Origin of the sequence: Mesorhizobium sp. B2-1-3 (assembly GCF_006442495.1) — a bacterium.
Lineage (GTDB): Bacteria > Pseudomonadota > Alphaproteobacteria > Rhizobiales > Rhizobiaceae > Mesorhizobium.
Window position 1 is genome coordinate 134,325 of sequence record NZ_VFWL01000012.1, and the last position, 24,784, is coordinate 159,108.

27 protein-coding genes are annotated in these 24,784 nt (G+C 61.3%); 5 read left to right on the forward strand and 22 right to left on the reverse strand.

Features of this window, described 5'->3' with window-relative positions:
• The first annotated feature begins 541 nt into the window (after positions 1-541).
• Positions 542-895, forward strand: a complete 354-nt coding sequence (locus tag FJ973_RS20340; protein WP_140557410.1) for a hypothetical protein — start codon at positions 542-544, stop codon at positions 893-895.
• A gap of 52 nt (positions 896-947) precedes the next feature.
• On the opposite strand, the gene FJ973_RS20345 is transcribed toward FJ973_RS20340, so the two are convergent.
• The 6 genes from FJ973_RS20345 to FJ973_RS20370 form a co-directional block, all read right to left on the reverse strand.
• Positions 948-1,898, reverse strand: a complete 951-nt coding sequence (locus tag FJ973_RS20345) for a quinoprotein dehydrogenase-associated SoxYZ-like carrier (RefSeq protein ID WP_224655931.1) — start codon at positions 1,896-1,898, stop codon at positions 948-950.
• Between the two features lie 30 nt (positions 1,899-1,928).
• Complete coding sequence (locus FJ973_RS20350; RefSeq protein WP_348641935.1) at positions 1,929-2,927, reverse strand: quinoprotein relay system zinc metallohydrolase 2; 999 nt, start codon at positions 2,925-2,927, stop codon at positions 1,929-1,931.
• A gap of 8 nt (positions 2,928-2,935) precedes the next feature.
• A complete protein-coding gene (locus tag FJ973_RS20355) occupies positions 2,936-3,676 on the reverse strand; it encodes an ATP-binding cassette domain-containing protein (protein ID WP_140498534.1) in 741 nt (246 codons plus the stop codon).
• Positions 3,645-4,391 (reverse strand): ABC transporter permease, encoded by a 747-nt coding sequence (locus FJ973_RS20360; RefSeq protein ID WP_224519073.1) that lies wholly within the window; start codon positions 4,389-4,391, stop codon positions 3,645-3,647. The genes FJ973_RS20355 and FJ973_RS20360 overlap by 32 nt, the downstream gene beginning before the upstream one ends.
• Positions 4,392-4,468: 77 nt before the next feature.
• Entirely contained in the window at positions 4,469-5,455 is a 987-nt protein-coding gene (locus FJ973_RS20365) for an ABC transporter substrate-binding protein (RefSeq protein WP_140557413.1), read from the reverse strand.
• Positions 5,456-5,486: 31 nt separating this feature from the next.
• On the reverse strand, positions 5,487-5,696 hold the full coding sequence (locus FJ973_RS20370; RefSeq protein ID WP_140498232.1) for a hypothetical protein: 210 nt from the start codon (positions 5,694-5,696) through the stop codon (positions 5,487-5,489).
• A 360-nt stretch (positions 5,697-6,056) separates the two neighbouring features.
• On the opposite strand from FJ973_RS20370, the gene FJ973_RS20375 reads away from it, so the two are divergent.
• The gene (locus FJ973_RS20375; RefSeq protein ID WP_140498230.1) at positions 6,057-6,437 is read left to right on the forward strand and encodes a cytochrome c family protein; all 381 of its coding nucleotides are present in this window, start codon (positions 6,057-6,059) and stop codon (positions 6,435-6,437) included.
• 48 nt (positions 6,438-6,485) lie between these two features.
• On the opposite strand, the gene gph is transcribed toward FJ973_RS20375, so the two are convergent.
• The 10 genes from gph to FJ973_RS20425 form a co-directional block, all read right to left on the reverse strand.
• Positions 6,486-7,187: a phosphoglycolate phosphatase gene (gene gph / locus FJ973_RS20380; protein WP_140515137.1), complete on the reverse strand. Its 702-nt coding sequence runs from the start codon at positions 7,185-7,187 to the stop codon at positions 6,486-6,488.
• Positions 7,184-7,741, reverse strand: a complete 558-nt coding sequence (locus FJ973_RS20385; RefSeq protein ID WP_140515138.1) for a thioredoxin family protein — start codon at positions 7,739-7,741, stop codon at positions 7,184-7,186. The genes gph and FJ973_RS20385 overlap by 4 nt, the downstream gene beginning before the upstream one ends.
• A 21-nt stretch (positions 7,742-7,762) precedes the next feature.
• Positions 7,763-8,449, reverse strand: coding sequence for a ribulose-phosphate 3-epimerase (gene rpe / locus FJ973_RS20390; RefSeq protein WP_140515139.1), 687 nt, complete (start codon positions 8,447-8,449; stop codon positions 7,763-7,765).
• A 61-nt stretch (positions 8,450-8,510) separates the two neighbouring features.
• Entirely contained in the window at positions 8,511-9,449 is a 939-nt protein-coding gene (gene cbbX, locus FJ973_RS20395) for a CbbX protein (RefSeq protein WP_140557415.1), read from the reverse strand.
• A gap of 7 nt (positions 9,450-9,456) precedes the next feature.
• On the reverse strand, positions 9,457-9,891 hold the full coding sequence (locus FJ973_RS20400; RefSeq protein WP_140498220.1) for a ribulose bisphosphate carboxylase small subunit: 435 nt from the start codon (positions 9,889-9,891) through the stop codon (positions 9,457-9,459).
• Between the two features lie 18 nt (positions 9,892-9,909).
• Positions 9,910-11,403, reverse strand: a complete 1,494-nt coding sequence (locus FJ973_RS20405; RefSeq protein WP_140498217.1) for a ribulose-bisphosphate carboxylase large subunit — start codon at positions 11,401-11,403, stop codon at positions 9,910-9,912.
• 21 nt (positions 11,404-11,424) lie between these two features.
• Positions 11,425-12,504, reverse strand: coding sequence for a class II fructose-bisphosphate aldolase (gene fba, locus FJ973_RS20410; RefSeq protein ID WP_140515142.1), 1,080 nt, complete (start codon positions 12,502-12,504; stop codon positions 11,425-11,427).
• An 11-nt stretch (positions 12,505-12,515) separates the two neighbouring features.
• Positions 12,516-14,525: a transketolase gene (gene tkt / locus FJ973_RS20415; protein WP_140557417.1), complete on the reverse strand. Its 2,010-nt coding sequence runs from the start codon at positions 14,523-14,525 to the stop codon at positions 12,516-12,518.
• A 10-nt stretch (positions 14,526-14,535) separates the two neighbouring features.
• Positions 14,536-15,408, reverse strand: coding sequence for a phosphoribulokinase (locus tag FJ973_RS20420; protein WP_140498210.1), 873 nt, complete (start codon positions 15,406-15,408; stop codon positions 14,536-14,538).
• 8 nt (positions 15,409-15,416) lie between these two features.
• Positions 15,417-16,463 carry a class 1 fructose-bisphosphatase gene (locus FJ973_RS20425; RefSeq protein ID WP_140498207.1) on the reverse strand — a complete coding sequence of 349 codons (1,047 nt, stop codon included), beginning with the start codon at positions 16,461-16,463 and terminating at the stop codon, positions 15,417-15,419.
• 123 nt (positions 16,464-16,586) lie between these two features.
• Here FJ973_RS20425 and FJ973_RS20430 point away from each other — a divergent pair, with 123 nt between their 5' ends.
• Complete coding sequence (locus FJ973_RS20430) at positions 16,587-17,519, forward strand: LysR family transcriptional regulator (RefSeq protein ID WP_140557419.1); 933 nt, start codon at positions 16,587-16,589, stop codon at positions 17,517-17,519.
• 102 nt (positions 17,520-17,621) lie between these two features.
• On the opposite strand, the gene FJ973_RS20435 is transcribed toward FJ973_RS20430, so the two are convergent.
• The 6 genes from FJ973_RS20435 to FJ973_RS20460 form a co-directional block, all read right to left on the reverse strand.
• On the reverse strand, positions 17,622-18,248 hold the full coding sequence (locus tag FJ973_RS20435; protein ID WP_140557421.1) for a hypothetical protein: 627 nt from the start codon (positions 18,246-18,248) through the stop codon (positions 17,622-17,624).
• Positions 18,248-19,108, reverse strand: coding sequence for an ABC transporter permease (locus FJ973_RS20440; RefSeq protein ID WP_181167723.1), 861 nt, complete (start codon positions 19,106-19,108; stop codon positions 18,248-18,250). Before FJ973_RS20440 ends, FJ973_RS20435 begins: the two co-directional genes overlap by 1 nt.
• Before the next feature lie 11 nt (positions 19,109-19,119).
• Positions 19,120-19,908: an ATP-binding cassette domain-containing protein gene (locus tag FJ973_RS20445; protein ID WP_140498199.1), complete on the reverse strand. Its 789-nt coding sequence runs from the start codon at positions 19,906-19,908 to the stop codon at positions 19,120-19,122.
• A 70-nt stretch (positions 19,909-19,978) separates the two neighbouring features.
• Complete coding sequence (locus FJ973_RS20450) at positions 19,979-20,422, reverse strand: hypothetical protein (protein ID WP_140557423.1); 444 nt, start codon at positions 20,420-20,422, stop codon at positions 19,979-19,981.
• 29 nt (positions 20,423-20,451) lie between these two features.
• Complete coding sequence (locus FJ973_RS20455) at positions 20,452-21,402, reverse strand: YVTN family beta-propeller repeat protein (protein ID WP_224681759.1); 951 nt, start codon at positions 21,400-21,402, stop codon at positions 20,452-20,454.
• Between the two features lie 42 nt (positions 21,403-21,444).
• A complete protein-coding gene (locus FJ973_RS20460) occupies positions 21,445-22,674 on the reverse strand; it encodes an ABC transporter substrate-binding protein (protein WP_140557429.1) in 1,230 nt (409 codons plus the stop codon).
• Between the two features lie 68 nt (positions 22,675-22,742).
• Between FJ973_RS20460 and FJ973_RS30980 the strand changes: the two genes are divergently transcribed.
• Positions 22,743-22,958, forward strand: coding sequence for a hypothetical protein (locus FJ973_RS30980; RefSeq protein ID WP_181170932.1), 216 nt, complete (start codon positions 22,743-22,745; stop codon positions 22,956-22,958).
• Complete coding sequence (locus tag FJ973_RS31430; RefSeq protein WP_140557430.1) at positions 22,955-24,781, forward strand: (5-formylfuran-3-yl)methyl phosphate synthase; 1,827 nt, start codon at positions 22,955-22,957, stop codon at positions 24,779-24,781. The genes FJ973_RS30980 and FJ973_RS31430 overlap by 4 nt, the downstream gene beginning before the upstream one ends.
• Positions 24,782-24,784 lie beyond the last annotated feature (3 nt).

Sequence of the window (24,784 nt, forward strand, 5' to 3'; positions counted from 1 at the left end):
CTTTGGCCTACGAAAGACTGTCGCCGCTCCCTAATGACGGTGACGCCCTTGAAGCCGGAAACAGGGAAAGGCTATGTCATCCCAAAAGGCTAGGCAAGCAAAAAAGGCCTAGTGCATTGTTGCACCGCAATATTCTAAATGATGCACTGCAATATACAGAAATGAACAGAACTACAAGATTAATATGAAGTGTTTTACGCTCCCGCGGTGACCGAGAACCGTACTAAAATAGTCTTACTGTCGGTCTTTTGATTTTAATATACACCGAGGTTATTTGCTAATATTTATCGCTGCCCATCTTGGATGGCATGTAAAAAGTCTCGTCGTTCTCCGATATTGAGCGAGATACGAAGCGGTCGCGGGAGCCTGGGCGCGGAGCCGGTGATCAAGTCGTCATCCATAGCTATCGCTCGTGGACAGCCCTTTCCTCCTTTGGTCGTATACGGAACCCATGGGTGCTTGACTGGCTTTACGGCGCGTTGCCAACTGGCACGCCGATCTCGTCCGGGCGCATCGAACCCGGACCAACCGGAGGTTTCTCATGATCAGATATGTTGGATTTTCGACCTTGCCGCTGCTCTTCATGGCGACACTGGCCATCGCAAACCCGGCGGGTGCTGCGGGAGACTATCCCACAGTAACGGTTGTCGACTACGTGCTCGGCTGCATGCGAACGAACGGCCAGACGCGTCAGGCGCTGGAAAGCTGTTCCTGCTCGATCGACGTCATCGCCTCGATCCTGCCCTACGACCACTATGAGACGGCCGAGACCTTCAAGAGCATGTCTTTGACAACGGGGGAAAACGCGGGGCTGTTTCGGGAAAGCGCACCGGCGAAGGCAGCCCGTACAGAGCTGAAGCGTGCGCAGTCGGAAGCCGACGTGCGTTGCTTCTAAAGATCAAGCGTGCCCATCGCCGTGGCAGCGCGGCATAGCGTATTTCGAGACTTCAGAGCCCCGTTTTCTCCAGCGGCCACTGATTGCGGAATACCTTGCCGTCCGTGTCGATCGCTTCGACCTGGATTTCACCATTGCCGTGCGCCGTGAAATCGAATCGGAAATTAGGGTCTTCCGAAATCGATATTCCACCTTCCATCGAGAGGATCGGCCGGCCGGCTTGCGAGATCGACAGCTTCTGAACAAAATGCGCGGGAATGAAATACTGGGTCAACGGATCCCGCTGCAGGCCCGAATTGTTCGGGTGGCGGATCATCAACTGCAACTCCTCTGCCTTGCTCATCGTCTCTTGGGGTGGGAACTGGCGCAACTTCATCTGCCCCATCGTCGCCATGGCCTCGTCCTGGTTCTTGACCGCAGGGGCGGAGCAGCCGCCTGACGCCTTGACGAAGGTCTGAGCCATGTGGAGTTGGCCGCCTTGAGTCTCCGCTATGGCACGCAAATAGGAATAATCGTTGACGCGCACGCGTGTCGACAGATGTGTCACCCCGGCGTCCTTGCCGATCTGGAACGTTGCCGCCACCGGCGCAGGATTGGCGTCGATGATCAAGGTCACGGATTTGATGCCGTCCGGCGCCTTGGCTGGGTCAACATAGATGTCGACAGGCACGATGGCGGCATCTTGCGCCCGCTTTGGCGCTTCGATCCTGACCACGCCGGTATCGACCAGAATAGCTCGGTCGCCGAACACGTCGCCTTTCAAGTCTTCCCAGATCTTCTCCGAAGAAGCCGTTGTTTGCTGTGCGTTGGCGGCTGAGGAGACGCCGAACAGCGTACCGATGGTCAAGATGATTGCGGCCAAGAATGGTGCAAGCGACAAGGCGAACTGCCTGCTCGCGTAAGCGTGATTTTGCATTTCGATGCCTCCACCAATGCAACAGAGGTGGTGCCCAGGCTGGCGTTTAGAATATGCCTTTGACGACGCGTTGGCAAATCGCCCCACTTCATGATCTCTGGCGCATGTCGGTGTGGTCTATTCCCATTCGAGTTCAGCAAAAGCAGCCGTTGCGTTGCGCTCATTGTAGTCGTCGAACAGGTGCCATTTGCCCCGTTCGCTTCCGGCGGCGGTTTTGACGGCCTCTCGGAGCGGCGTCCCGTCGGCGATCGCCTTGCGGATATCGCGCGCCAGAATCTCGAAATAGCGCCGTTCTCCTGCCAGCGCCTGCGGCCAGTCGGCCGGTACCGGACCATGACCCGGAACGACGCGCGCGGCGCTGATCGCGGCGAGCGCCTCCATCTGGCGGAGCCAGCCAAGCAGCGATCCGTCGAGCGTCGGCAAGGACCCCATGAACACGAGATCGCCGGCAAAGAGAGTGCGGGTCTCGGGGTCGAAGACGGTCAGGTCGTTGTCGGTGTGCGCAGCCTTCCATGCCCGCAGTTCGAGCATGCGCCCGCCGAGATCGAGTTCCAGGCGATCGTCGACCAGCATCGCCGGCGAAACGATCTCGACTCCGTTCATAAGCGCTTCGCCGACCTGTTCGCGATAATTGTGCAGATAGAACGCGCCACGCGCCTCGAGGGCACGCGGCAGATTGCGATGGCCAACAATGGTCGCGCCGATCTCCCGGAATGCCGCATTGCCGAAAATGTGATCGGGATGCATGTGGGTGTTGATCAGGAAGCGAACCGGTTTTGCGGTTATCTTTCCGATCGCGGCGAGCAAGGCGTGCGCCTCGGTCAGGCTGCCGCCACTGTCGATGACGGCAACCGCGTCGGTGCCGACGACGACGCCCAGATTGCAGATGGCACCGTCGTTTGTTGCGGTCATCAATTCATCCACGCCCTGGAAGGCGAAGACGCCGTCGGCGATTTGGCCAACCGAGAACCGCAGGCTGCCAGCCGCGGCCAAGGCGGCTCGTCCGAGGCAGCATGGCAGCAAGGCAGCGCTGACGGCGGTGCAGGCAAAGCCACTCATAACCCTGCGTCGTAGCCGATCAATCGACATGGGGTCCTCCGATATGCATTTCACCATCAGGGCGTTCAGGTGACGCCCGGGAACCTTTGCCGGAACGACCGCAGAAGGTCACTCATCACCTGTGAATTGCGATGTTGCCGAGGCAACCGCACGTCGAACACGCCGAGCACATGTGCTGGTCGCGGCGCGAGCACGATGATGCGATCCGACAGCATCAGCGCCTCGCGTAGATCGTGCGTTATCATCAAGGCGGTCGTGGGTCGTGCCGACCATACCGACAGAAGCAGGTGACGAAGCCGCTCGGCGGTCTGGTGGTCGAGCGAGACAAAGGGTTCGTCCAGGACAAGCATCGCCGGCTCGGTAGCGAAGGCCCTGGCAAGTGCTGCCCTGCGCGCAAGGCCGAGCGACAGTTCCGCAGGATAGAGAGAACGCATGCCGGCGAGGCCGAGAGTTTCAAAGAGCCCGTCAAGATTCTTCGTTCTCAAGCTTTTCGGCAAGGCCAGCCTGACATTCTGCTCCACCGTTCGCCACGGCAGCAAGATCGGCTCCTGGAACACGGCCGCAATGCGGTTGGAGCCTCCTTGCGGCAACTGGAAGGATCCGGAAAAATCCTTGTCCAACCCAAGCAGGATACGCAGCGTCGTGGTTTTGCCGCAGCCCGACGGTCCCAGCAAGCAGGCGAATTCGCCTTGCCGGACCTCGAAGGAAAGGTCCTGAAGCGCCGTGATCGAGACGCCTTGCGCGGACCTGAAAGTCTTTTCAGCGATATCGACCCTAAGCGGGACGACGGCGCCAACGGGTTGCATGTCGTTCAACGGGTTGCACCAGAAGAAGTTCGATGACGAGCATCACCGCCACGAAAGCCAGTGTGTAGGCAAGAATGGCGGCGACGTCGAAGAGCTGGAAATAGAGATGGATCTGGAAGCCGACGCCGTTCGACCGGCCGAGCAGTTCGACGACCAGGACGATCTTCCAGATGAGGGCGATGCCGGATCGTGACGCGGCGGCAAGATAGGGTTGCAATTGCGGCAGCAGGATGTGGCGGATGCGATCGAGAGGACCGAAGCGATAGACAGTGGCCATTTCGGCGTAGCTCGGATCAAGCGCCCTGGCGCCCTCACGCATCGTCACCACGACATTCGGGATTTTGTTCACCGCCACCGCGCCGATCGCCGCCGCCTCGTTGAGGCCGAACCAGATGTAGCCGAGGACGATGACCACCAGCGCCGGGATGTTGAGGAACAGAATTACCCATGGGTTGAAAAAGCGGTCGGCGCGACGATAGCTGCCGAGCAAAACGCCGATGACCGATCCTATGATCATCGCGACGATATATGCCGCGGCGACCCGGCCGAGGGTCGCGCCGAGATGATAGAAGAGGTCGCCGCTCGCAGCCTCCCTGAGGAGCACCTGCCAGACCTGTCCCGGCCCCGGGAGGGCACGGCTCCGCCAGACACTCGCCGCAAGGCTCCACAGCAGGCAAAGCCCGAGCAAGGAAACCGCCACGGTCAGCGCGGGCATCAGCGTTGTCGCCAAGCTGGATCGCCCGGACATGCTCGTCGGGGCACCTCGCGTGCCGTTGCTGGTTTCCGGTGCGGTCATTCCGTGCGGTCCTGCCAGAATGTGCCGGGCGCCATCTCGGGCGCGCTGCCGACCAGCTTCGCGCCACCGATCGCCGCCAGCACGTGATAGAGCTTGCCGGCGTCGGCCGCTTCCTCGGCGACCGCCCGCCTGGGGATGCCTTGGCGGTAGCGGTCGCGCAGTTTTTCCAGTTCTTTGCCTTCCGCGCGAATGATCGGCGCCAGGCGCAGCCACTCCTCGTCGGATCTGGCCAGCAGGTCCTTGGCTTGCGCGGAGGCCCTGACGAAGCCCCTGGCGGCCTCCGGGTTCTCGTTCGCCCATTGGTCGTGGAAGACGTAACCGAGTGCCGACACAGGTCCCAAGGCGCCGAGCGCACGCGCCGCATCGTTCACGCCCATCAATCGACGAAAGCCGTTGGCCTCGAGACGGGCGCAAAAATGCCAGAAATTCAGCACCGCATCGAGTTCGCCCTGCATGGCCTTTTCCGAAATCAGCGGTGGCGCGCCAAAGATGATGTCGCTGGTTGCCAACAGGTCGACCCCGTAGTCGCGTCTGGTCAGAGCCTGTATCAGGAGCCAGCTCTTGTCGAGCGGGCCGCCGGCGACGGCGATCTTCCTGTGCTTGAGGTCGGCGACCGTCCGGATCGGCGACCCCTCCTTCACCATGATCGCCCCCACAGCGGTCGAATAGGGGGCTAATGTGAGGTCGCCGCCTTCCGACCGTTGGCGCGAGACCCACAACCAGTCGGAGACGATCATGTCGATCGCACCGGCCAGCAAGGCGACGTTGGTCGCGTCCTCCCCGGCGAAATCGATGATCTCCAGATCGATCCCGTTCGCCACATCGAATTTGTGTTGCCTCAACGTGTCGAGTTCCCAACTCACGGTTCCAAACTTCAGGACACCGACGCGAATCCTGGCTGCTGCAAAGACAGGCCTTGCGGCAAGAGCAGCGACTGTGCCGAGAACCGCCAGACGCAGCGTGTTGCGCCGTGAAATCATCATGACACCTCCTCCCTGGGCTCCAGGACGTCAATCAGATCGCTCGTTCCTTGCTCGGAAAGGCGCATTTCCAGCGCATGACCTTGAGGGCCGGGTGTTCCTGAGACCATTTCGCGATCTCGCTGGGTGCAAGGAACATGCATTGGAGCAGAGAGCCGCGGCTCTCGAAATAGAGGTGTTCGTCTCGGCAATTGCCCGGATTGGTGCTGAGGCACACCGTTAATATGAGATCGACCATATCCATTTAGCACCTCTTGCGCTCCGGGACGCCTGTCTCGACTGGTCCGGCCCAATGAGGAGCCTGGACAAAATCGCCAGTTGCCGGATTCCCGAGGTGCCAGTGGAGAAACCGGATGTCTTGAAGCTACGCATTCGCCCGATAGCCGTCAACAAAGACGAATACCGGTACCCTGGGTACCCAAGCCTCTATACCTTTATACGATTGACTTTCACCCCACGCCAACTAGCTTTTCGATTCGCGCGGCGCCGCTTCACAAAGGGAAAGCGGATACTCCACTCCACCGCGTAAGGTGCATGTCAATGGATGAAAGATCGGCATGCGCAAAATCGTCCAGGGCACCCAGACGATCCATGAGGAAATGCCATGCGCGCAATCGCATTTTTCGCAGTCGTGTTTGCTGTGTCCTTCATCACAAGCCAATCCCAGGCACAGGATGCCGCGGCGGGTGAGAAGGTCTTCGCCAAATGCAAGGTCTGCCATGTCGCCGACCAGGACAAGAACAAGGTCGGCCCGTCGTTGAACGGCGTCATCGGCCGGACGGCTGGCACACACCCGGGGTTCAGTTACTCCCAAGCGATGGTCGCGGCAGGCAAGTCCGGCGTCAAATGGGACGAACCCACGCTGACGACTTACCTTCGCGATCCCAAGGCCATGGTCAAAGGAACGAAGATGGCGTTCGTCGGCCTCAAGCAGGACCAAGACATCGCCAACGTCATCGCCTATTTGAAGCAATTCTCGAAATAGCGGCGCCGCCGGCCGTTCGAACTTGCGTCCGGCCGGCGTTCGCCCCGATCAAGCACCGGCTTGCAGCCCCTGCATCGCCGCAGGCAGGTCGAAAAGGCTGTCGCAAACCTGGTCGGCGCCAAGCTCTTCAACCGGAAAATGGGTGTATCCGCCGCGCAGCAGAATGACGGGCATGCCGGCGGCGCGCGCGGCGCCTGCATCGGCACCACTGTCTCCGACCAGCAGCGCGTCACAGGGGTCGACTCCAAGCTGGGCGAGCGCCAGCAGCAGAGCATCGGGCGCGGGTTTCAGGCATGTCACCGCGTCTCCGCCAATGATCGCACGGAAATATTCCGTCAGTCCGAAATGCAGCAGGATCTCGCGAGTCGCCAACTGCGGTTTGTTGGTCGCGACGCCCATGGCCATTCCCTTCGCGTAGAAGTGTGTGAGAACCTCCCTGACGCCAGGCATCAGTCTTGTCAGGCCGGTCAGATGTCGGCTGTAGATCGGCGCCATGACGCGGTTGGCCTCATCGAGCGCGTTGCCGACGAGCGGCGCTCCCGACGCCGCGAAGGCCCGCTCGATCAATTTCCTGACGCCGCCACCGATCATGGCCTTGACCTGGTCCAGGCGCAACGGCGGCAGATCGCGGCTGGCCAGCAACTCGTTGACGGCGGCCGCTATATCAGGCGCCGAATCGACCAGTGTGCCGTCGAGGTCGAACAGGATCGCCTTCGGCGGTCGAAGCGACCTACCTGCGCCGACATTCATGCAGCATCCTTCCACTTGATCGAGCAGCCGATCGAGGCGATCTGGTCGAACGGACCATCGCCGGTTCGAGCAACCTGCTTCATCGCCTCGAACAGATCGCGTCGCAGCCCGAGCGGTCCGGATTCGCGTCGCGACGCGTCCAGCCGGCCGCGATATTGCAGTCTCAGTTCGCTGTTGAACCCGAAGAAATCGGGAGTGCACACCGCTGAGTAGTCGCGCGCTACAGTCTGGGCCTCGTCGTGCAGGTAAGGGAAGCTGAAGCCGTTCGTCACGGCGAAGCGCTTCATGTGGTCGAAGGAATCGTCCGGGTAGGTGTCGGCATCGTTGGAGTTGATGGCGACGAAGCCGATACCTTCGGCCTTGAGGTCATTGGCGTCGCGCACGATGCGAGAGATCACGGCCTTCACATAAGGGCAGTGATTGCAGATGAAGGCCACGACCAGGCCATTCGGGCCGGCGTGACCGAAGATGGAATGCGACGTGCCGTCGACGCCGGGCAAAACGGCATCGATGGCGGGCCAGCCGAAATCGCATACAGGTGGGACCGCAGCCATGTTCGTCTCCCCGACAACGGTTTACGCGGCTTTCCGGATCGCGCCATCGGCCGCCTGTCTGATGGCGCCGATATTGGCACGATAGGCTGCCTCGGTGCCTCCCTTGAATACAGCCGAACCGGCGACCAGTACGTTGGCGCCAGCCGCGGTGACCAGCGGGGCGGTCTCGGCCGTGACTCCGCCGTCGATCTCGATGTCAATCGGGCGATGGCCAACCAAAGCCTTGATCCGTCTGACTTTCTCGACGACCGCTGAAATGAAAGCCTGGCCGCCGAAGCCTGGATTGACCGTCATCAGCAGCACCAGATCGAGCCGGTCGAGCACATACTCGATGACACTCTCCGGCGTCGACGGATTGAGCGACACCCCGGCCTTCTTGCCAAGATTCCTGATCGCCTGCAATGAGCGGTCGAGATGCGGTCCAGTCTCGGCATGCACCGTGATGATGTCGCAACCGGCATCGGCGAAGGCGGCCAGATAGGGGTCGGCCGGCGCGATCATCAGATGGCAGTCGAAGATCTTGTCCGTTCGACCACGGATCGCCTTGATGACCGGCGGACCGAAGGTGATGTTGGGCACGAAATGCCCGTCCATCACGTCGAGATGGATCCAGTCGGCGCCCGCCTGAACGACAGCTTCGACCTCGTCGCCGAGCCGCGAGAAATCCGCGGAAAGCACGGAGGGCGCGATGATTGTCCTGGTGACCATGGTCGTCGTCTCCAATTTCTGTCTTCCGTGTCGGGTCGCCGCCCGCCAGCCGGCTTCGCCCTCAGCGCGTCTTCGTCTCCGGTTCGCCTTCGAGCTTCCCTTCCGCGAATACGCGGCTGCCGCGGATATCGGATTCCTCGATGGTAATAAGGTCTGCCTTGGTCAGGGCACGGCTTCGCGATGCGAAAAGCCGATTGGCCTGGCGAAGCCGCGCCCGGTCCAGCCCATTGCGCACCGAGCGCGCGTTGGAGAAATGCGGCAGCCTCATTCGGATCGGAAGATACTCTTCGAGGGCCTGGGCGGCCGCCTCGCTGAGGCGATAATTCTGCTCCGCCAGCATGATCTCGGCGATCGATTTCAGCTCGCTGACGCCGTAGTCGGGAAAATCGAGGTGGTGGGCGATGCGCGAACGCATGCCGGGATTGCTGTCGAAGAAACGATCCATCTTGTTCTTGTAGCCGGCAAGGATCACGACCAGGTCGTCACGATTATTTTCCATGCATTGCAGCAGGATCTCGATCGATTCCTGGCCGTAGTCGCGTTCGTTCTCGGGCTTGTAGAGGTAATAGGCCTCGTCGATGAAAAGCACGCCGCCCATGGCACGCTTGATCACGTCGCGCGTCTTGGGTGCGGTGTGGCCCACATACTGGCCGACGAGATCGTCGCGCGTCACCGCGACCAGGTGGCCTTCGCGGACATAGCCGAGTCGATGCAGGATTTCGGCCATCCTCAGCGCCACGGTGGTCTTGCCCGTGCCCGGATTTCCCGTAAAGTTCATATGCAGCGTCGGTGCGCCCGAGGTCAGCCCGAACTTGCGGCGAAGCCGGTCGACCAGGAGAAGAGCCGCGATCTCGCGGATGCGGTTCTTGATTGGCTTCAGGCCAATGAGTTCGCGATCGAGCTTGTCCATCACCTCGTCGATGTTGGACGCTTCGAACTCGGCCTGCAGATCAACCGATTCGTCCTGAGCGCCAGCGCCCTTTGCTATCGTGTCCAGCATGGCTCAGCTAGCTCCGCTCGCCCTCGGGCCTGTCGGTCGCATAAGGCACGATCGAATAACCCTGGCTGCGGCCGTCACGCTCCTGGCGCAGCAGCCGGAACCCGGGTTCGCTGGGTGGCCGGTTGACGATGAACGACATGCGCGGCGCTTCCCATCCCTTGGTCGAATCGAAGGCGGTTACCCGGACATACATGTTCGGACAGGCTTTCCGGCAAGCGTTGACTTCGAGCAGGATGCCCGCCGGGTCTCTCAAATCGAACATCGGGTTGCCGTACATTTCCCAATAGGTGTTTCGCGGATGCGGATCGTCCGTGTACTCGACGCTGACGGCCCAGTGGTTCTTCAGCGCATATTTGATCTGCGCCGAAATCTGCTCATCGGTCAGGTCGGGCAGGAACGAGAACTGTCCCTGCGTGACCTTGTTTCCCGGATTGGTCATCATGGCGACGGTTCCTTTCTTCTAGAAGCTGGGCGTTGCGGTTGGCACGAAATCGGCCGTGTCGGTCGATTCATAGTTGAAGGTGACATCCTTCCAGGTCTCCAGGGCAGCCTTCAGCGGCGTGCACCATTTGGCCGCCTGTTCGAGGATTTTGGTCCCTTCGCGCAAATAATCGCGTCCCTCGTTGCGGGCCAGGATCATCGCTTCCAATGCAACGCGATTGGCCGTCGCGCCCGCCTGGATGCCGTCGGGATGGCCGATCGTGCCGCCACCGAACTGCAGGATGACGTCCTCGCCGAGATAATGGATCAACTGGTGCATCTGGCCGGCATGGATACCGCCCGAGGCGACGGGCATCACCTTGTTGAGCGAGGCCCAGTCCTGATCGAAGAACAGCCCGGTCTCGAGATTCTGCGGCGTGCGCTCCTCGCGCAGCGTGTCATAAAACCCCTTGATCATGAGCGGGTCGCCTTCCAGCTTGCCGACCACAGTGCCGGCGTGGATATGGTCGACGCCGGCCATGCGCATCCATTTGCAGATGACGCGAAAATTCATGCCGTGGTTCTTCTGGCGCGAATAGGTCGAATTGCCGGCGCGGTGCAGGTGCAGGATCATGTCGTTGCGGCGTGCCCACTTGGCCATCGACTGGATCGCCGTGTAGCCGATGACGAGATCGATCATGATGATGCAGGAGCCAAGCTGTTTGGCGAATTCGGCGCGCTCGTACATCTCCTCCATCGTGCCGGCGGTGACGTTGAGATAGTGGCCCTTGACCTCGCCAGTGGCAGCTGAAGCCTTGTTCACCGCCTCCATGCAGTAGAGGAAGCGGTCGCGCCAGTGCATGAAGGGCTGCGAGTTGATGTTTTCGTCGTCCTTGACGAAGTCGAGGCCGCCCTTCAGCGCCTCGTAAACGACGCGGCCATAGTTGCGGCCTGACAGGCCGAGCTTCGGCTTCGTCGTCGCGCCGAGCAGCGGACGGCCAAACTTGTCGAGCCGCTCACGCTCCACCACGATGCCGGTTGCGGGTCCCTGGAAGGTTTTGAGATACGCGACCGGGATACGCATGTCTTCCAGTCGCAGCGCCTTGACCGCCTTGAAGCCGAACACGTTGCCGATGATCGATGCGGTCAGGTTGGCGATCGAGCCCGGCTCGAACAGGTCGAGGTCGTAGGCGATGTAGGCGAAGTACTGTTGCTCGGTCTTGGTGCCGGGACCGGTGTTTGGAACCGGCTCGGATCTGAACGCCTTGGCGCGGTAGAGCTCGCAGGCTGTCAGCCTGTCGGTCCACACCACGGTCCAAGTCGCGGTTGAGGATTCACCGGCGATGGCGGCCGCTGCCTCCTCGTGGTCGACGCCGGGTTGCGGCGTGATCCGGAACATCGCGATCAGATCGGTCTCCTTGGGCCTGTAGTCCGGCTCCCAGTAGCCCATCTTCTTGTAAGGGATGACCCCTGACTTGTAGCGTTCCTTGCCTTCCTTGAGCGTACCCGCTGGCAGCATATCGATCTTGTTCATGACAGGTCTCCTGTTTGTTGCTCAGGCGGCTTTCGCGGTTGCGATATGGGGCGCGAGTTTTCCCGCGGCATAGCGTTTGGCCATCTCGTCCATGGCGATGACCTTGATCTTCGAGGCGTTGGACGCCGTGCCGAAACGCTCGAAGCGGTCTCGGCAAAGATCGTGCAAGGCGTCCATGGCGGGCTTCAGGAATTTTCGGGGATCGAACTCGCGCGGATTCTCCGTCGCGACGCGGCGGAACTGCCCGGCCATGGCCATGCGGCAATCGGTGTCGATGTTGACCTTGCGCACGCCGTAGCGGATGCCGCGCTCGATTTCCTCCACCGGGACGCCAAAGGTCTGGGGCATCTCGCCGCCATATTTGTTGATGATGTCCTGCAGTTCCTGTGGCACGGAGGAAGAGCCATGCATGACCAGATGCGTGTTGGGTAGCTTCTCGTGGATCGCCTCGATCACCTGCATGGCCAGTATGTCGCCGTCCGGCTTGCGGGTAAATTTGTAAGCGCCGTGCGAGGTGCCGCAGGCGATCGCCAGCGCGTCCACCTGGGTTGCGGCCACGAAGTCGACCGCCTGATCGGGATCGGTCAAGAGTTGGTCGTGGGAGAGCGCGCCCTCGGCGCCGTGGCCATCCTCGGCCTCGCCCTGGCCGGTTTCCAGCGATCCGAGCACGCCCAGTTCGCCTTCGACGGAAGCCCCGACCCAATGCGCCATGCGTGTGACTCGTTCGGTTACGGCGACGTTGTAGGCATAGCTTGCCGGCGTCTTGGCATCTGCCATCAGGGATCCGTCCATCATCACCGAGGTGAAGCCGTGGCGGATCGCGGAAAGGCAGGTGGCCTCGTCGTTGCCGTGGTCCTGATGGATGCACAGCGGAATGGTCGGATGCATTTCAGTCAATGCCTCCATCATTTTGGCCAGCATGACGTCGTTGGCGTAGGACCGGGCCCCACGTGAGGCCTGGATGATGACAGGCGCGTCGCAGGCTTTGGCCGCTTCCATGATTGCGAGGCCCTGTTCCATGTTGTTGATGTTGAATGCAGGGACGCCGTAGCCGTGCTCGGCGGCATGGTCGAGAAGCTGGCGAAGGGTGATGCGGGCCATTGTGGGTCCTCCTAGATGATGAGCTTCAGCGCCGCCGCAGCAACCGCTTCGGACGTTATGTTGAAATGCCGGTACAGATCGGGGGCAGGGGCGCTGGCGCCGAAACCGGCCATGCCGACGACAGCGCCCGTCTCGCCGACCCAGCGGTCCCAGCCCAGCCGGGCCGCCGCTTCGACCGCGACGCGCGGCGCGGAGCCGAGAACGGCCTTGCGGGTGGCGCTTTCCTGCTCCTCGAAAAGCTCCCAGCATGGCATCGAGACGACCGCGGCGGCGACGCCATGCTCGGTCTCCAGCCTTTCGGCGGCGGCAACCGCGATCTCGACCTCCGAGCCGGTTGCGATCAGGGTGACGGCACGGTGCCTGGCTGGCTCGCGCAGGATGTATGCGCCCTGGCTGGAGCGGTTCGCGTCGCTGTGCGCCTCACGCAGCATCGGCAGGTTCTGGCGCGACAGCACCAGCACGCTCGGCCGATCCCTGCTCTTCAGCGCAAGTTCCCAGCATTCCGCCGTTTCGATGATATCCGCTGGGCGAAAGACATTGAGGTTCGGCGTGGCACGCAGCATCGCCAGGTGCTCGACCGGCTGATGCGTCGGGCCATCCTCGCCGAGGCCGATGGAATCATGCGTCATCACGTAGATGACGCGCTGGCCCATGAGCGAGGAGAGCCGTATCGCACCACGCGCATAGTCCGCGAAGCAGAGGAACGTACCGCCATAGGGCACGAAGCCTCCATGCAATGCGATGCCGTTCATGGCGGCGGCCATGCCGTGTTCACGAATGCCGTAGTGAATGTAGCGGCCGGCATAGTCGCTCGGCGCAATGCGGTTCATGCCCTTGGTGATCGTCAGATTCGAGTGCGTCAGATCGGCCGAGCCGCCGACGGTCAATTCCGTGGCGCCGTTGATGACCTCCAGCGCCATTTCGGAAGCTTTTCGCGTTGCCACCTTGGTTGCCTTCTCGACATGCTCTCGGCGAAAGGCATCGAGCGCTTCGAAGACCGCGTCGGGCAGTCTGGCGGCGACCGCGTTCTCGAGGGCCTCTCGCTGCGGCGAGGCGGCAAGCCGCTGCTCCCACGCGCCCCGCATCGCTTCGCCGCGGCCGGCAATTTCGCGCCAGGCGAAAAGCACGTCGTCCGGCACCTCGAACGGCGCGAAGGTCCAGCCGATGTTCTCGCGGGTCGCGGCGATCTCTGCTTCGCCCAGCGGCGCGCCATGCGTCTTCTCCGAACCGCCGAGATTGGGGGCGCCCTTGCCGATTACAGTGCGGCAGGCAATCAGCGACGGTCGATCCGACTGCCGCGCCGCCTCGATAGCCGCGGCGACAGCTTCCATGTCGTGGCCGGAGACCGTTTGGACATCCCAGCCGGCGGCTTTGAAGCGCGCCGGCTGGTCCATCGACGTGGACAGGGAGGTTGGCCCGTCAATGGAGATCGCATTGTCGTCCCAGAACACGATCAGGCGGGAAAGCTTCAGGTGGCCGGCGAGGTCGATCGCCTCGTGGCTGATGCCTTCCTGCAGGCAGCCGTCGCCTGCAATCACATAGGTATGATGGTTGACCAGATCGGCACCGTAGCGGGCAGCAAGCATGCGCTCCGCCAGCGCCATTCCGACCGCCGTGGAAATGCCTTGTCCGAGCGGGCCGGTGGTGGTCTCGACACCAAGCGCGTGGCCATATTCGGGATGTCCGGCCGTGCGGCTGCCCAGTTGCCGAAACCGCTGCAACTCCTCGATCTGCATGTCTTCATAGCCGAGCAGATAGTGCAGCGCGTATTGCAGCATCGAGCCATGGCCGGCTGAAAGCACGAAACGGTCACGGTCGGGCCAGCCCGGCCTGGAAGGATCGATATTGATGAAGCGGTTGAACAGCACCGTTGCGACATCGGCCATGCCCATCGGCATGCCGGGGTGTCCCGAATTCGCTTTTTGGACGCTGTCCATCGCCAGCACGCGAATGGCGTTCGCCATGTCGAGCTCCGAGACGACGGCGGTGGCGGCAGGCTTTAGTGCTGTTTGGCTGGTCATGGCGTCCTCCTCACGACACACGGCTCTTGCGTTCGATCAATTGCAGGATGAGCGGCGTCAGGATCAGCTGCATGGCAAGGTCGAGCTTGTTGCCTGGCACCACGATGGAATTTGGCCGCGACATGAACGAGTCGTGGATCATCGACAGCAGATAGGGAAAATCGATGCCGCGTGGATTGGCGAAGCGGATAACCAGCATCGATTCGTCAGGCGTCGGAATCCAGCGCGCGATGAAGGGGTTGGACGTATCGACAATCGGCACGCGCTGGAAATTGATGGCGGTCTGCGAGAATTGCGGGACAATGTAGCGGACATAGTCGGGCATCCGGCGCAGGATCACGTCCATCACCGCCTCGGTGGAATAGCCGCGTGTCGAACGATCGCGATGGATCTTCTGGATCCATTCGAGATTGATGACCGGCACGACGCCGATCTTGAGATCCGCATGCTTCGCCAAATTGATCGTGTCGGTGACGACACAGCCGTGCAGCCCCTCGTAGAAGAGCAGGTCGCTGGGACCGAACTCTCGCCATTCGGTAAAGCTTCCCGGTGGCGTGCCGTACTGCTTTTCCTCTTCCTCGTCATGGATGTAGGTGCGGGTTCTTCCGGATCCCCGGCGGCCGTATTCCGCGAACACCTCTTCGAGAATCCCGAGTTCGTTGGCCGCGGCATGGAAGTGGGTGAAGTTCGGATTGCCGGCCTTCTCCTCTTCGGCCACCTTTGCCTTCATCGCGGCGCGGTCGTAGCGGTGGAATGCGTCGCCTTCGATGAACGCGGCCTCGATATTCTCGCGCCGGAAGATCAGCTCGAAGATACGCTTGACCGAAGTGGTGCCGGCGCCCGACGAGCCGGTGATGGTGATGATGGGGTGCTTGGCCGACATGGTGCTGCTCAGGCTCTGAAGAGGCCACGGCGGCTGAACAGCGGCGCTCGTTCGCCGATGTTGCTCGGCTCGGTGTGGTAGCGGGTGACGCGCGCGACCTCCCGCGCCGACCCGAAGACCATCGGCACGCGCTGGTGCAGGCTGTCGGGTTCGATGTCCAGGATGCGGTTGATCGTATCGGTGGCCGCACCGGCAGCCTGTTCTATGAGATAGGCAATCGGGTTGGCCTCGTAGACCAGGCGCAGCCGTCCCTGACCGTAGCCCTTGCGCCGGTCGCCGGGGTAGAGAAACACGCCGCCGCGCATCAATATGCGGTAGCAGTCGGCGACCAGGGAGGCGATCCAGCGCATGTTGAAATCCTTCTCTCGCGGTCCTTCGGTGCCCTCCAGGCAGTCGTCGACATAGAGCCGCACGGCCTCGTCCCAGTGCCGGTAGTTGGCGGCGTTGATGGCGAACTCCTGGGTGCGTTGCGGAATGATCCGGCTCTCGTAGGCCTGGACGAAGGTGCCGAGCCTGGCCGACAGGACGAAGATATGCGTACCGCTGCCGAGCGACAGGACGAGCGCCAACTGCGGCCCATAGATGAAGAAACCGGCGCCTAGCTGATTCACGCCCGCCTGCAAAAAAGAGGCGGCCGGATCGGCATCCGGCGCGCCAGTTGCGGGCAGGAGCGAGAAGATCGTTCCGATCGACACGTTGGTGTCGATGTTGGAAGAGCCGTCGAGCGGGTCGATGGCAATGGCGAGTGGTGCTTGCCCGTCGAGCAGGACCGGTTGCTCCAGCTCCTCGGAAGCGTAGAGCGCGACCGGAGCGTGGCGCATGGCGTCGAGGAAGATGTCGTCGGAGAAGACGTCGAGATCCTTCTGGACATCGCCGTCGGCGTTGGCGCCACGGGTCCCGGCAAAGGCGGCGCCGAGCACACCTTGATTGATGGTATTGCGGATCTTGCTGGCGGCCTGTGTCAGCTGACGGACAGTCGTCACGACCGCGGAGCGGAGTTCGTCCGGCTGGCCGAGATAGGAGTTCAGAAAAGCGTCGAGCGTTGCCGCTGGCATCGTAACCTCCCGATCAGCCGCGTCTCCTCGGATCGGCTGGATCGGGGGAATGAAACCAAACGACACTTGATAAGTAAAATTCAATAACTTTACGTTGGTATTAAAAATAATTTAGTATGAGACATGAGAAACCTCACGCTCAAGCATTTCAAGACCATCCAGGCCATCATCAAGCACGGAAAAATTGTGAGTGCGGCCAAGGCATTAGGTCTGTCTCCTTCAGCACTGACAATTCAGTTGCGGCAAATGGAGGAAGAGTTCCAACTGGCTCTGTTCGACCGGACGTCTGACGGCATGCGTCCCACTGCCGCAGGTTTGGCCGTCGTTGAGGCGGCGCAGGCTATCGAGGAGCATCTCGGTCTGCTCGAAGACAAGATCGATGCCATCAAGGGCGTTCGTACCGGTAGCTTGAGGCTCGGCGTCGTTTCCACCGCCAAGTATTTCGCGCCGCGGTTGATGGCTGCGTTCATGAAGGAACATCCCGACATCGACATGCGGCTTGCCATCGGCAATCGTGCCCAGACAATCGACAACCTCAAGAATCACGACATCGACATCGCGCTGATGGGGCGCCCGGCGAAAGAGGTCCCGGTGCGTGCTTCGGTCTTCGGCGACCACCCGCTGGTCATCATCGCACCGCCCGAACACCCGCTGGCGGCGGCACGCGATATCTCCAAGGAGCGCATTGCCGAGGAGCATTTCCTTATTCGCGAGCCCGGCTCCGGAACCCGCATCTCGCTGGAAATATTCCTGAGCGACGTGCCTGGCCGCATCGATGAACTCGGCGTAGAGATGGGCTCGAACGAAACGATCAAGCAGGCGGTGATGGCTGGTCTGGGCATCGCCTTCATTTCTGCCCACACGATCGCCGCGGAAACCGAAGCTGGCCGGCTCGTCATCCTCGACGTTGTCGGCATGCCGATCCGCCGACAATGGTTCTCGGTGATACGAACCGATCACGCAATCTCGCCGGCCATGGCTACGTTCAACGATTTCCTGATGCGCAAAGGCGCGATGTATCTGCCCCTGTTCGGTAAGCTTTATCCCGATTCCTGAGCGGGATGGGCCGACGGATGGCGTTCGGAATCGACCGGAGCGAGACGCCGGACGTGTCCCTTGCCAAGAGACGTGAAATCCGTCGCAAGGTCGACTGAAGGTCTATTTCTTCTGACCGAGCGTTTCCGAGACGGTCCTGGACAATTGATAGAGCCGCTGCTCGATTATCGTCGGCACGTCGCAGACATAGGTCAGCGACTGGACACGTTCGTTGAAAATGCGCGTCGCGAAATTCAACTGGTCGGTACGCCGTTCGACTTCGTCCGGATCGGCGTTGGCTTTGGCACGCAGGGCGTCGACGTCGGATGCTTCCTTGCGCAATTCAGCCGCCATTTCGAGTTGCTTGTGGGCATAGCGGGAAATGCCGGAAATCACGTGCGAACGCTCGGCGTCCATGTGATCGAACATTCCCTGCACCAGCATCGCCATCTTTGGTGCGACCTGCTCCGCCGGCAGGGAAGCCACGAAGTCCTTGATCTCCTTCTGGGCTTCGGCAATCGGCGTCCGTCGGGCCGCCACCGCCTCGACCAGCGCGGAGACGCCCGAATCCTTCGACCAATCCTTCGCCGCCGGGGGAAGCTCCGGCCCATTCCAGATCTGGCCGAGCGAGAGCTGCGGCACCTTGCGCTGCATGCAGGGCCAGTCGGGATCGGTGTTTGCCGCCCTGGCGTCCATCGGGACAAGCATGGCGACCAGAACCAGGGTGTGCACAAGTCTCATTCGCGCCATCAGCCGTTTCCTCCCGTGTCCTGTTTGCGGGTCATCAGGCCGCGCGAAGGATCGTACGCAATGATGGCGCCGCCCAGAAACAACAGCGTGCAACCGGCGACGACGCCCAGCGACAACCAGTCGATCTGCCCATAGAAGGCGAAGCGGATCAGTTCGACGGCATAGGTGAACGGATTGGCGAGGCAGATCTTGTAGAGCAGGGGGCTTGCCTCCTGGATACGCCACAAAGGATACAGCGCCGGAGACGCGAAATAGCCTGGAAAGATGACGAAGTTCATGATGCCGGCGAAGTTTTCGAGTTGCTTGATCATGGACGACAAAAGCATGCCGAGCGCGCAAAGCATCATGCCCGACAGAAACAGTGCCGGCAGCACGTAGAGATAGCCGAGCGGCGGCGCCCTGACGCCCCACAACCAGGCGACGATCAGAAATGCGTAGACTTGCACGATCGATACGGCCACGCCGGCCAACATCTTCGACACCAGCAGGAACCAGCGCGGAAATGGGCTGACCAGCAGGATGCGCATGTTGCCCATCTCGCGGTCGTAGACCATCGACAGTGAAGACTGCATGCCGGAAAACAGCAGGATCATGCCGCACAGACCCGGAGTGATGTAGACCTCGTAGAGCACATAGGTCTTGTAAGGAGGGATGATCGACACGCCGAGCACCTGGCGGAAGCCGGCGGCGAAGATGAACAGCCAGACGAGCGGCCGCACCAGTGAGGAAATGAACCGTTCGCGTTGGTGCAGGAAGCGCAGGCACTCGCGCAGGACGATGCCTTTCAGGCAAATGAGATAGTGGCGGAGGCCGAATGGTTCAGACCCTACCGGTTTGATGCCGACAACTTTTCCGGGCATCGCAGGAGCGCTCATGACGATGTCTCCGCCATGCCTGCCGCGTCGATGCGGCTGAGCTTCGAAAAGGCATCGCGAATGGAATTTCCTCCATTTGCCTGGACGACATCCGACACCTTGCCCCTGGCGACCAGGTCACCCCGCCGCAGCACGACGACATGATCGGTATCGTCGACTTCATCGATCAGATGCGTGGCCCAGAGCACGCCGATACCATCGGTTTCGACGAGCTTGCGGATGGTGGCGAGGATGCCAGCACGCGACTCGATGTCAAGGCCGACGGTCGCTTCGTCAAGCAGGAGCAGGGAAGGTCGGTGAAGCAGCGCCCGGGCGATCTCGATGCGCCGCATCTGACCGCCGGAGAGGCTGCGTGCCTTGTCATGCTGGCGGCCCTGCATGTCGACTGTGTCAAGCAGCGCGGCGATGCGCTGCCGGGCTTCGCGTCCGCCAATGCCATGCAGCGAGGCATGGTAGGAAAGATTCTGATAGACGCTGAGATCGAGGTCGAGCGTGCGCGCCTGGAACACGATGCCGACCCGTCTGAGCGCTTCGCCCGAAGCGCTGCGGATGTCATGGCCGAAGATGCGGATCGACCCGTGACGCGTGTCATAGAGGTGGCTGATCAGGGAGAACAGTGTTGTCTTGCCGGCCCCGTTGAGGCCGAGCAGGACGGTGAACGTCGCCGGCAAGATCGAGAACGAGACCTCTTTGAGTGCCCGCTTCGGTCCATAGGAGTGGCTGACGGCACTGACGTCGAGTGCCGCCGCCTCGTCTCCCGGTCCGCTTGTTCTCACATGCTGCATGCCCGGATCGCTCCTTCAGGACGCGTTGGCAGGACGCACTGCTATCTAGCGCGCCTGATTTCCTTTGGTCTCACTTGATCGTGATCTTGCCCTTCAGGCCCTTGTCGGCGAGGTCGGGAACCGACCAGGTATACTCGCCGGGGCGAACTGTGTGGAATTGCACCTGGATCGTTCCCGCGTCGTCGAATTCCAGCCAGGCCGGTCCGCCGTCCATATGCACCTCCAGATCGTCGATGACGATCTGGTCCATCCACACATTGCGGAACAGGTCGGTCACGAACTTGTATTCGAAACCGCCCTTGGAGGTGATCTTCCAGCGATAGCCTTGGCCGGCGATCAGCTCGAAATCCTTCTGATTGACGGCATAGGTGGAATCGGCCGAGCCGATAATCAATTCCGGCAGGTTCTTGCTGGCACGCGATGGTTTTGGCGTTGCGTCATCCGCGCTTGCGGCGATCGGAGCAAGCACAAATCCGGCGAGCGCGGCGAAGATAAACCTATGGCGAAATTTCATGTCGCGATCCTCCCCATGATCAATGTCTGCTATTTGGGCGAAATGGCCACACCCCAAGGCTGCTGGCCTACGGTGAGCGATTGGACCGGCTCGTCGGTCGCCGTATCGATGAACGTGATGTCGTTGGAGTTGCCATTCGTGGTGATCAGCGTTTTCTGGTCGGGTGTGAAGGCCAGGTGCCAGACGCGTTGCCCGACGAGGATGTATTTCTCGACCTCGTAGGTGTCGGTATTGACCACGGCGACATGGTTCGCCGGGCCGAGCGCGACATAGGCTTTCTTGCCGTCGGCGCTGATGGCGATGCCTACCGGCTGGATGGTCTCAGCCCGCAATCCCTGGATCGCGAACTGGATCTTCTTCACCACTTCGCGTTTGGCGTTATCGATGACGCTGACGGTGCCGCCCACTTCGGCGCTGACCCAGACCTGCGAGCCGTCCGGCTTGAATTCGGCAAAGCGCGGGCGCGTGTCGACCAGCACATTGTCGGTTACATCGTGGGTGCCAGTGTCGATGAAATGCGCCATGCTGGTGGTTTCCGAGGTGTTGACCATGGTCTTGCCATCAGGGCTGATACCCATGCCTTCCGGTTCCACGCCGACTGGAATCTCGGCCATGACCTGCTTGCTCTCGACGTCGATGGCGGTGACGAGGTTGTCATCCTCATTGGCGACATAGAGCGTCTTGCCGTCAGGCGAGAGCACGAACAATTCGGGATCGGGGCCAGATGGCAGGGTGCCGACGATCTGCAGCGTCGCGGTGTCGATGATTTCGACCGTGTCGTCGTCACTGGCGCAAAGATAAACGAGTTTGCCGTCATGCGAGATGGTGATGCCGCGTGGCCTCTGGCCGACCTCGACGGTCTTCACCACTTGCATGGTGGCCGTGTCGACGACCGTCATCGTGTTGTCCTTCTCGTTGGAAACGTAGGCCGTATAGGCCGATGCCGGGCTGGCCGTGAGGCCGGCCGCGAGAATGGCCAATGCACAAGCTCGTGTCTGCACGCAAATTCCTCCCCTTTGGCCCTACTTGAGAACGCATTTCGTTTCCGGCTGATCGATACCAAGCGTATCGAGTTCGGAGAATTGGTGGAGATAGCCCTCCTGCGGCGATGTCGACACGACCGACTTGGTGTCGCCAAGCAGGATCGGCTGGCGAAGCTGGAGGTTCCATTTGCGGAAGGTGAGCTTCTGTCCCTTGAAGGCGGCAACCGAGAAATCGCCCGACCGGATGTAGTCACTGATCTTTTTGGCATCGTCGCCTTTGGTGCGCGTGGTGGCTTCGCCGACGGCACGCACTGCTGTCCACGCCGACATGTCCTTGGAAAGCATCCGCCGGGCCGTCGTCTTCAGGAAGCGGCTCTGCATCTGGATGCCGCCCCATTGCTCGCTGGCGGGATGCCACGACGATGCAACAAGCCCGGCCGTGCCGGCGACCAGCCGCGGCGTCCAGGTGCGGTAGGGCACGTAGGTGCCAAACACCTGGCTTTCGTCGGCGACAAGCACAATGTCGTGCTCCGGCAGATTCTGCGTGAATACGGAAATCTGCTGCTGTATCTGCGTGGCGCCGGTGTCGGTACGCCTGGCCGTGCCGGTGTCCTTGAATTCCTTCTCGGCGACGATCTGGCCGCCGAAACGGGTTGCCGCGCGGCGCAACGCGTCGGCGTAGAGATGGTCCTGCTCATGCGAGCCGTAGAGCAGCACCCAATTCGGCCACTTCTTCACCATGAGATACTGCGCCAGCGCATCGGCAAGCATGCTGCGCGTCGGCGCGATATGAAAAACATTGATGCGGCAGTCCTCCTCGCGCAGGCTATCGTCGGTGGCACCGATGTTGAAGATCAGCACGCCCTTGTCGCGGGCTATATCGGCGATCGACAGCAATTGTTTGGCCGAGAGGTCTGCGACGACATAGTGGTCACCTTTGGCGATCAGGTCCTCGAATGCCTGAACCGCGTCGGCTTCGGGTTTGATCTCGGTCACGTCGAGGCTGAATTTCTGGTCGGTGAATTTTCCGGTGGTGTTGTTATCGCCGATTGCCACAGTGGCGCCGGCGACACCTTCGTCACGCGGCGGCAGGTCGAGCATGGAAAGCGTCAATTGCGGCGCGTAGGCCCGCAAATACCCTATCTTGATTTCAGTGACCTTTTTTTCCGGCTTCGCCGCCGCTTCCTGGGCTATCGCGCCCGGAGCGTTGACGGTCAGGGAAAAAAAGCACAAAAAGGCGGCGAGAGTGCCCGGCACCGCGCTCGTCATCGATAGTAATTACCCATTCTTGCGCTGAGGTCCGACGGGTGTCGGAGCAGCGCTAAGTCCAGGTGCCCATGGTCAACTTAGCCGACCCGCAAAATTTATCAAACCCTATCGGACGACTTTTCGCGTCTGCCCTGGCTCGCTGTCTTTTTGACAAACATGCCATGGCGGCTGAAAAGATTGCCATCTTCGATTTCGAGGTCGTTCGCAGCTATGTCATCCGCGACGTGCGTGAGAATCGAGCGGACGAAATCTTGTCCTCCAAACTGGAGAAACTGTTCAAATGACCAGAATGCTGGCCAGCGTCACCGGCATCGAAGAGGCGGAGATCGTTCTTTCGGGCGGCGCCGACATCGTCGATCTGAAGGATCCGAAGGCGGGAGCGTTGGGCGCGGTACCCACGGAAACCATCCGCCGAACGATTTCGTTCATCGCTGGTCGGGCTCCGGTCAGCGCGGTCTGCGGCGACCTGCCGATGGAACCCGAAACGATCCGCGCCAAGGCTGAAGAGATCGCGGCGACCGGCGTCGATTATGTCAAGATCGGGTTTTTCCCATCGGCTCACATCCCTGCCTGCGCGGAGGCGCTCGAACCGCTCGCCGCGCGAACGAAGTTGATCGCTGTGCTCTTTGCCGATATGGCGCCGGACTTCGAGCTCCTGCCGGTATTCGGCAGGCACCGCTTCCACGGCGTGATGGTTGATACCGCGCAGAAGGGAAAGGGCCGGCTGCTCGACCATTTGCCACCGGAGCGGATTCCGGGATTCGTCGATCGAGCCAAGTCGCTCGGTCTGATAGTTGGCCTGAGCGGATCGCTCGAAGCCCCGGATATTCCACGTCTATTGCCTTTCGCTCCCGATTTCCTCGGCTTTCGCGGCGCGCTGTGTGGCCATGCCGGCCGCTCGGGTTCAATCAGCGCCGAGGCGGTCTCGCAGATTCGCGAATTGGTCCCGGCAGAGCCTGGGACGGGCGGTAAATCGAGCATCGACTATCGCCTGTTGGCAGCGAGAGGCTATTCGCCGGGCACCGATCCGACACTGGGCACGGACAGGATTTTCGTGCGGGATTTTGTTCTGCCGGTCCAGATCGGTGCCTACAGCTTCGAGCATGGTCATACTCAAAAGGTGCGCTTTGATGTGATCGCCGACGTGCTGCAAGTCACCGACCATCCCGAGGACATGCGCCATGTGTTCTCCTATGACATCATCATGGACGGCATTCGCACCATCGTCGCGCGGGGGCACATTCAGCTCAGCGAGGCTTTGGCCGAGCAAGTGGCGGCGCACGTTCTGGAGAACCAGCGCGTCGTGCGCGTCACGGTAAGGGTGGAAAAACTCGAGCTCGGGCCTGGCGGTGTCGGCGTCGAGATCGAACGCAAGCGCCAATCGGCAGGACGCGGTGTCGCCTCCGGCTCTGCCGGCCGAAAAGACCGAGGTAGTGTTTCCCGGCCGCGCCAGCAAGGCTCCGACGTCCTCGGGCGGGCCGTCGTCAAGCTTGGCGGCAGCACTGCCCATGCGGCGGAAATGACGAGCTGGATCGCGGCGCTGGCGGGTTCCAGGCTGCCGATCGTCATCGTGCCGGGCGGCGGCCTGTTTGCCGACCAGGTGCGCGAGACGCAGACCCGCATGGATTTTTCCGACACCGCCGCACATGCCATGGCGATCCTCGCCATGGAGCAGTTCGGCCAAGTCATCCTCGATCGGGACGAAAGACTGACGCCGGCACGATCGCTGGAGGAGATTGTGCGAGCATTGGACGAAGGCAAGGTTCCGGTGTGGCTGCCGTCGTCACTTGCGTTGCCGGCACCGGACGTTCCGGCCTCTTGGGACATTACCTCCGATTCCCTGGCTGCCTGGCTTGCCGGGAAGCTTGGCGCGAACGCGCTGTTGCTTATCAAGCAGACCGATGCATTCTTCGACAACGATACCGCTGACAGCCTGAAGGCCAGGGGCATTGTCGACCCAGGCTTTGCCGCCATGCTGCCCGACGGCATCGATTTCCGTCTCGCCGGTCCGAAGGATGCCGCCGAGGCGGGCGCGCTACTCGCATCGGGCAAGCTGCCCGGCATCGGGATCGTGGCTTCGACCCGCTCGGCAAAGAAGGCAGGATAGCCG

Excerpts from the sequence above, each read along its gene's own strand:
- FJ973_RS20340 (WP_140557410.1), top strand. The coding sequence starts at position 542 with ATGATCAGATATGTTGGATTTTCGACCTTGCCGCTGCTCTTCATGGCG.
- FJ973_RS20350 (WP_348641935.1), bottom strand. The coding sequence starts at position 2,927 with ATGGTGAAATGCATATCGGAGGACCCCATGTCGATTGATCGGCTACGA.
- FJ973_RS20355 (WP_140498534.1), bottom strand. The coding sequence starts at position 3,676 with ATGCAACCCGTTGGCGCCGTCGTCCCGCTTAGGGTCGATATCGCTGAA.
- FJ973_RS20360 (WP_224519073.1), bottom strand. The coding sequence starts at position 4,391 with ATGCCCGCGCTGACCGTGGCGGTTTCCTTGCTCGGGCTTTGCCTGCTG.
- FJ973_RS20365 (WP_140557413.1), bottom strand. The coding sequence starts at position 5,455 with ATGATGATTTCACGGCGCAACACGCTGCGTCTGGCGGTTCTCGGCACA.
- FJ973_RS20370 (WP_140498232.1), bottom strand. The coding sequence starts at position 5,696 with ATGGATATGGTCGATCTCATATTAACGGTGTGCCTCAGCACCAATCCG.
- FJ973_RS20375 (WP_140498230.1), top strand. The coding sequence starts at position 6,057 with ATGCGCGCAATCGCATTTTTCGCAGTCGTGTTTGCTGTGTCCTTCATC.
- gph (WP_140515137.1), bottom strand. The coding sequence starts at position 7,187 with ATGAATGTCGGCGCAGGTAGGTCGCTTCGACCGCCGAAGGCGATCCTG.
- FJ973_RS20385 (WP_140515138.1), bottom strand. The coding sequence starts at position 7,741 with ATGGCTGCGGTCCCACCTGTATGCGATTTCGGCTGGCCCGCCATCGAT.
- rpe (WP_140515139.1), bottom strand. The coding sequence starts at position 8,449 with ATGGTCACCAGGACAATCATCGCGCCCTCCGTGCTTTCCGCGGATTTC.
- cbbX (WP_140557415.1), bottom strand. The coding sequence starts at position 9,449 with ATGCTGGACACGATAGCAAAGGGCGCTGGCGCTCAGGACGAATCGGTT.
- FJ973_RS20400 (WP_140498220.1), bottom strand. The coding sequence starts at position 9,891 with ATGATGACCAATCCGGGAAACAAGGTCACGCAGGGACAGTTCTCGTTC.
- FJ973_RS20405 (WP_140498217.1), bottom strand. The coding sequence starts at position 11,403 with ATGAACAAGATCGATATGCTGCCAGCGGGTACGCTCAAGGAAGGCAAG.
- fba (WP_140515142.1), bottom strand. The coding sequence starts at position 12,504 with ATGGCCCGCATCACCCTTCGCCAGCTTCTCGACCATGCCGCCGAGCAC.
- tkt (WP_140557417.1), bottom strand. The coding sequence starts at position 14,525 with ATGACCAGCCAAACAGCACTAAAGCCTGCCGCCACCGCCGTCGTCTCG.
- FJ973_RS20420 (WP_140498210.1), bottom strand. The coding sequence starts at position 15,408 with ATGTCGGCCAAGCACCCCATCATCACCATCACCGGCTCGTCGGGCGCC.
- FJ973_RS20425 (WP_140498207.1), bottom strand. The coding sequence starts at position 16,463 with ATGCCAGCGGCAACGCTCGACGCTTTTCTGAACTCCTATCTCGGCCAG.
- FJ973_RS20430 (WP_140557419.1), top strand. The coding sequence starts at position 16,587 with ATGAGAAACCTCACGCTCAAGCATTTCAAGACCATCCAGGCCATCATC.
- FJ973_RS20435 (WP_140557421.1), bottom strand. The coding sequence starts at position 18,248 with ATGGCGCGAATGAGACTTGTGCACACCCTGGTTCTGGTCGCCATGCTT.
- FJ973_RS20440 (WP_181167723.1), bottom strand. The coding sequence starts at position 19,108 with ATGCCCGGAAAAGTTGTCGGCATCAAACCGGTAGGGTCTGAACCATTC.
- FJ973_RS20445 (WP_140498199.1), bottom strand. The coding sequence starts at position 19,908 with ATGCAGCATGTGAGAACAAGCGGACCGGGAGACGAGGCGGCGGCACTC.
- FJ973_RS20450 (WP_140557423.1), bottom strand. The coding sequence starts at position 20,422 with ATGAAATTTCGCCATAGGTTTATCTTCGCCGCGCTCGCCGGATTTGTG.
- FJ973_RS20460 (WP_140557429.1), bottom strand. The coding sequence starts at position 22,674 with ATGACGAGCGCGGTGCCGGGCACTCTCGCCGCCTTTTTGTGCTTTTTT.
- FJ973_RS30980 (WP_181170932.1), top strand. The coding sequence starts at position 22,743 with ATGGTCAACTTAGCCGACCCGCAAAATTTATCAAACCCTATCGGACGA.
- FJ973_RS31430 (WP_140557430.1), top strand. The coding sequence starts at position 22,955 with ATGACCAGAATGCTGGCCAGCGTCACCGGCATCGAAGAGGCGGAGATC.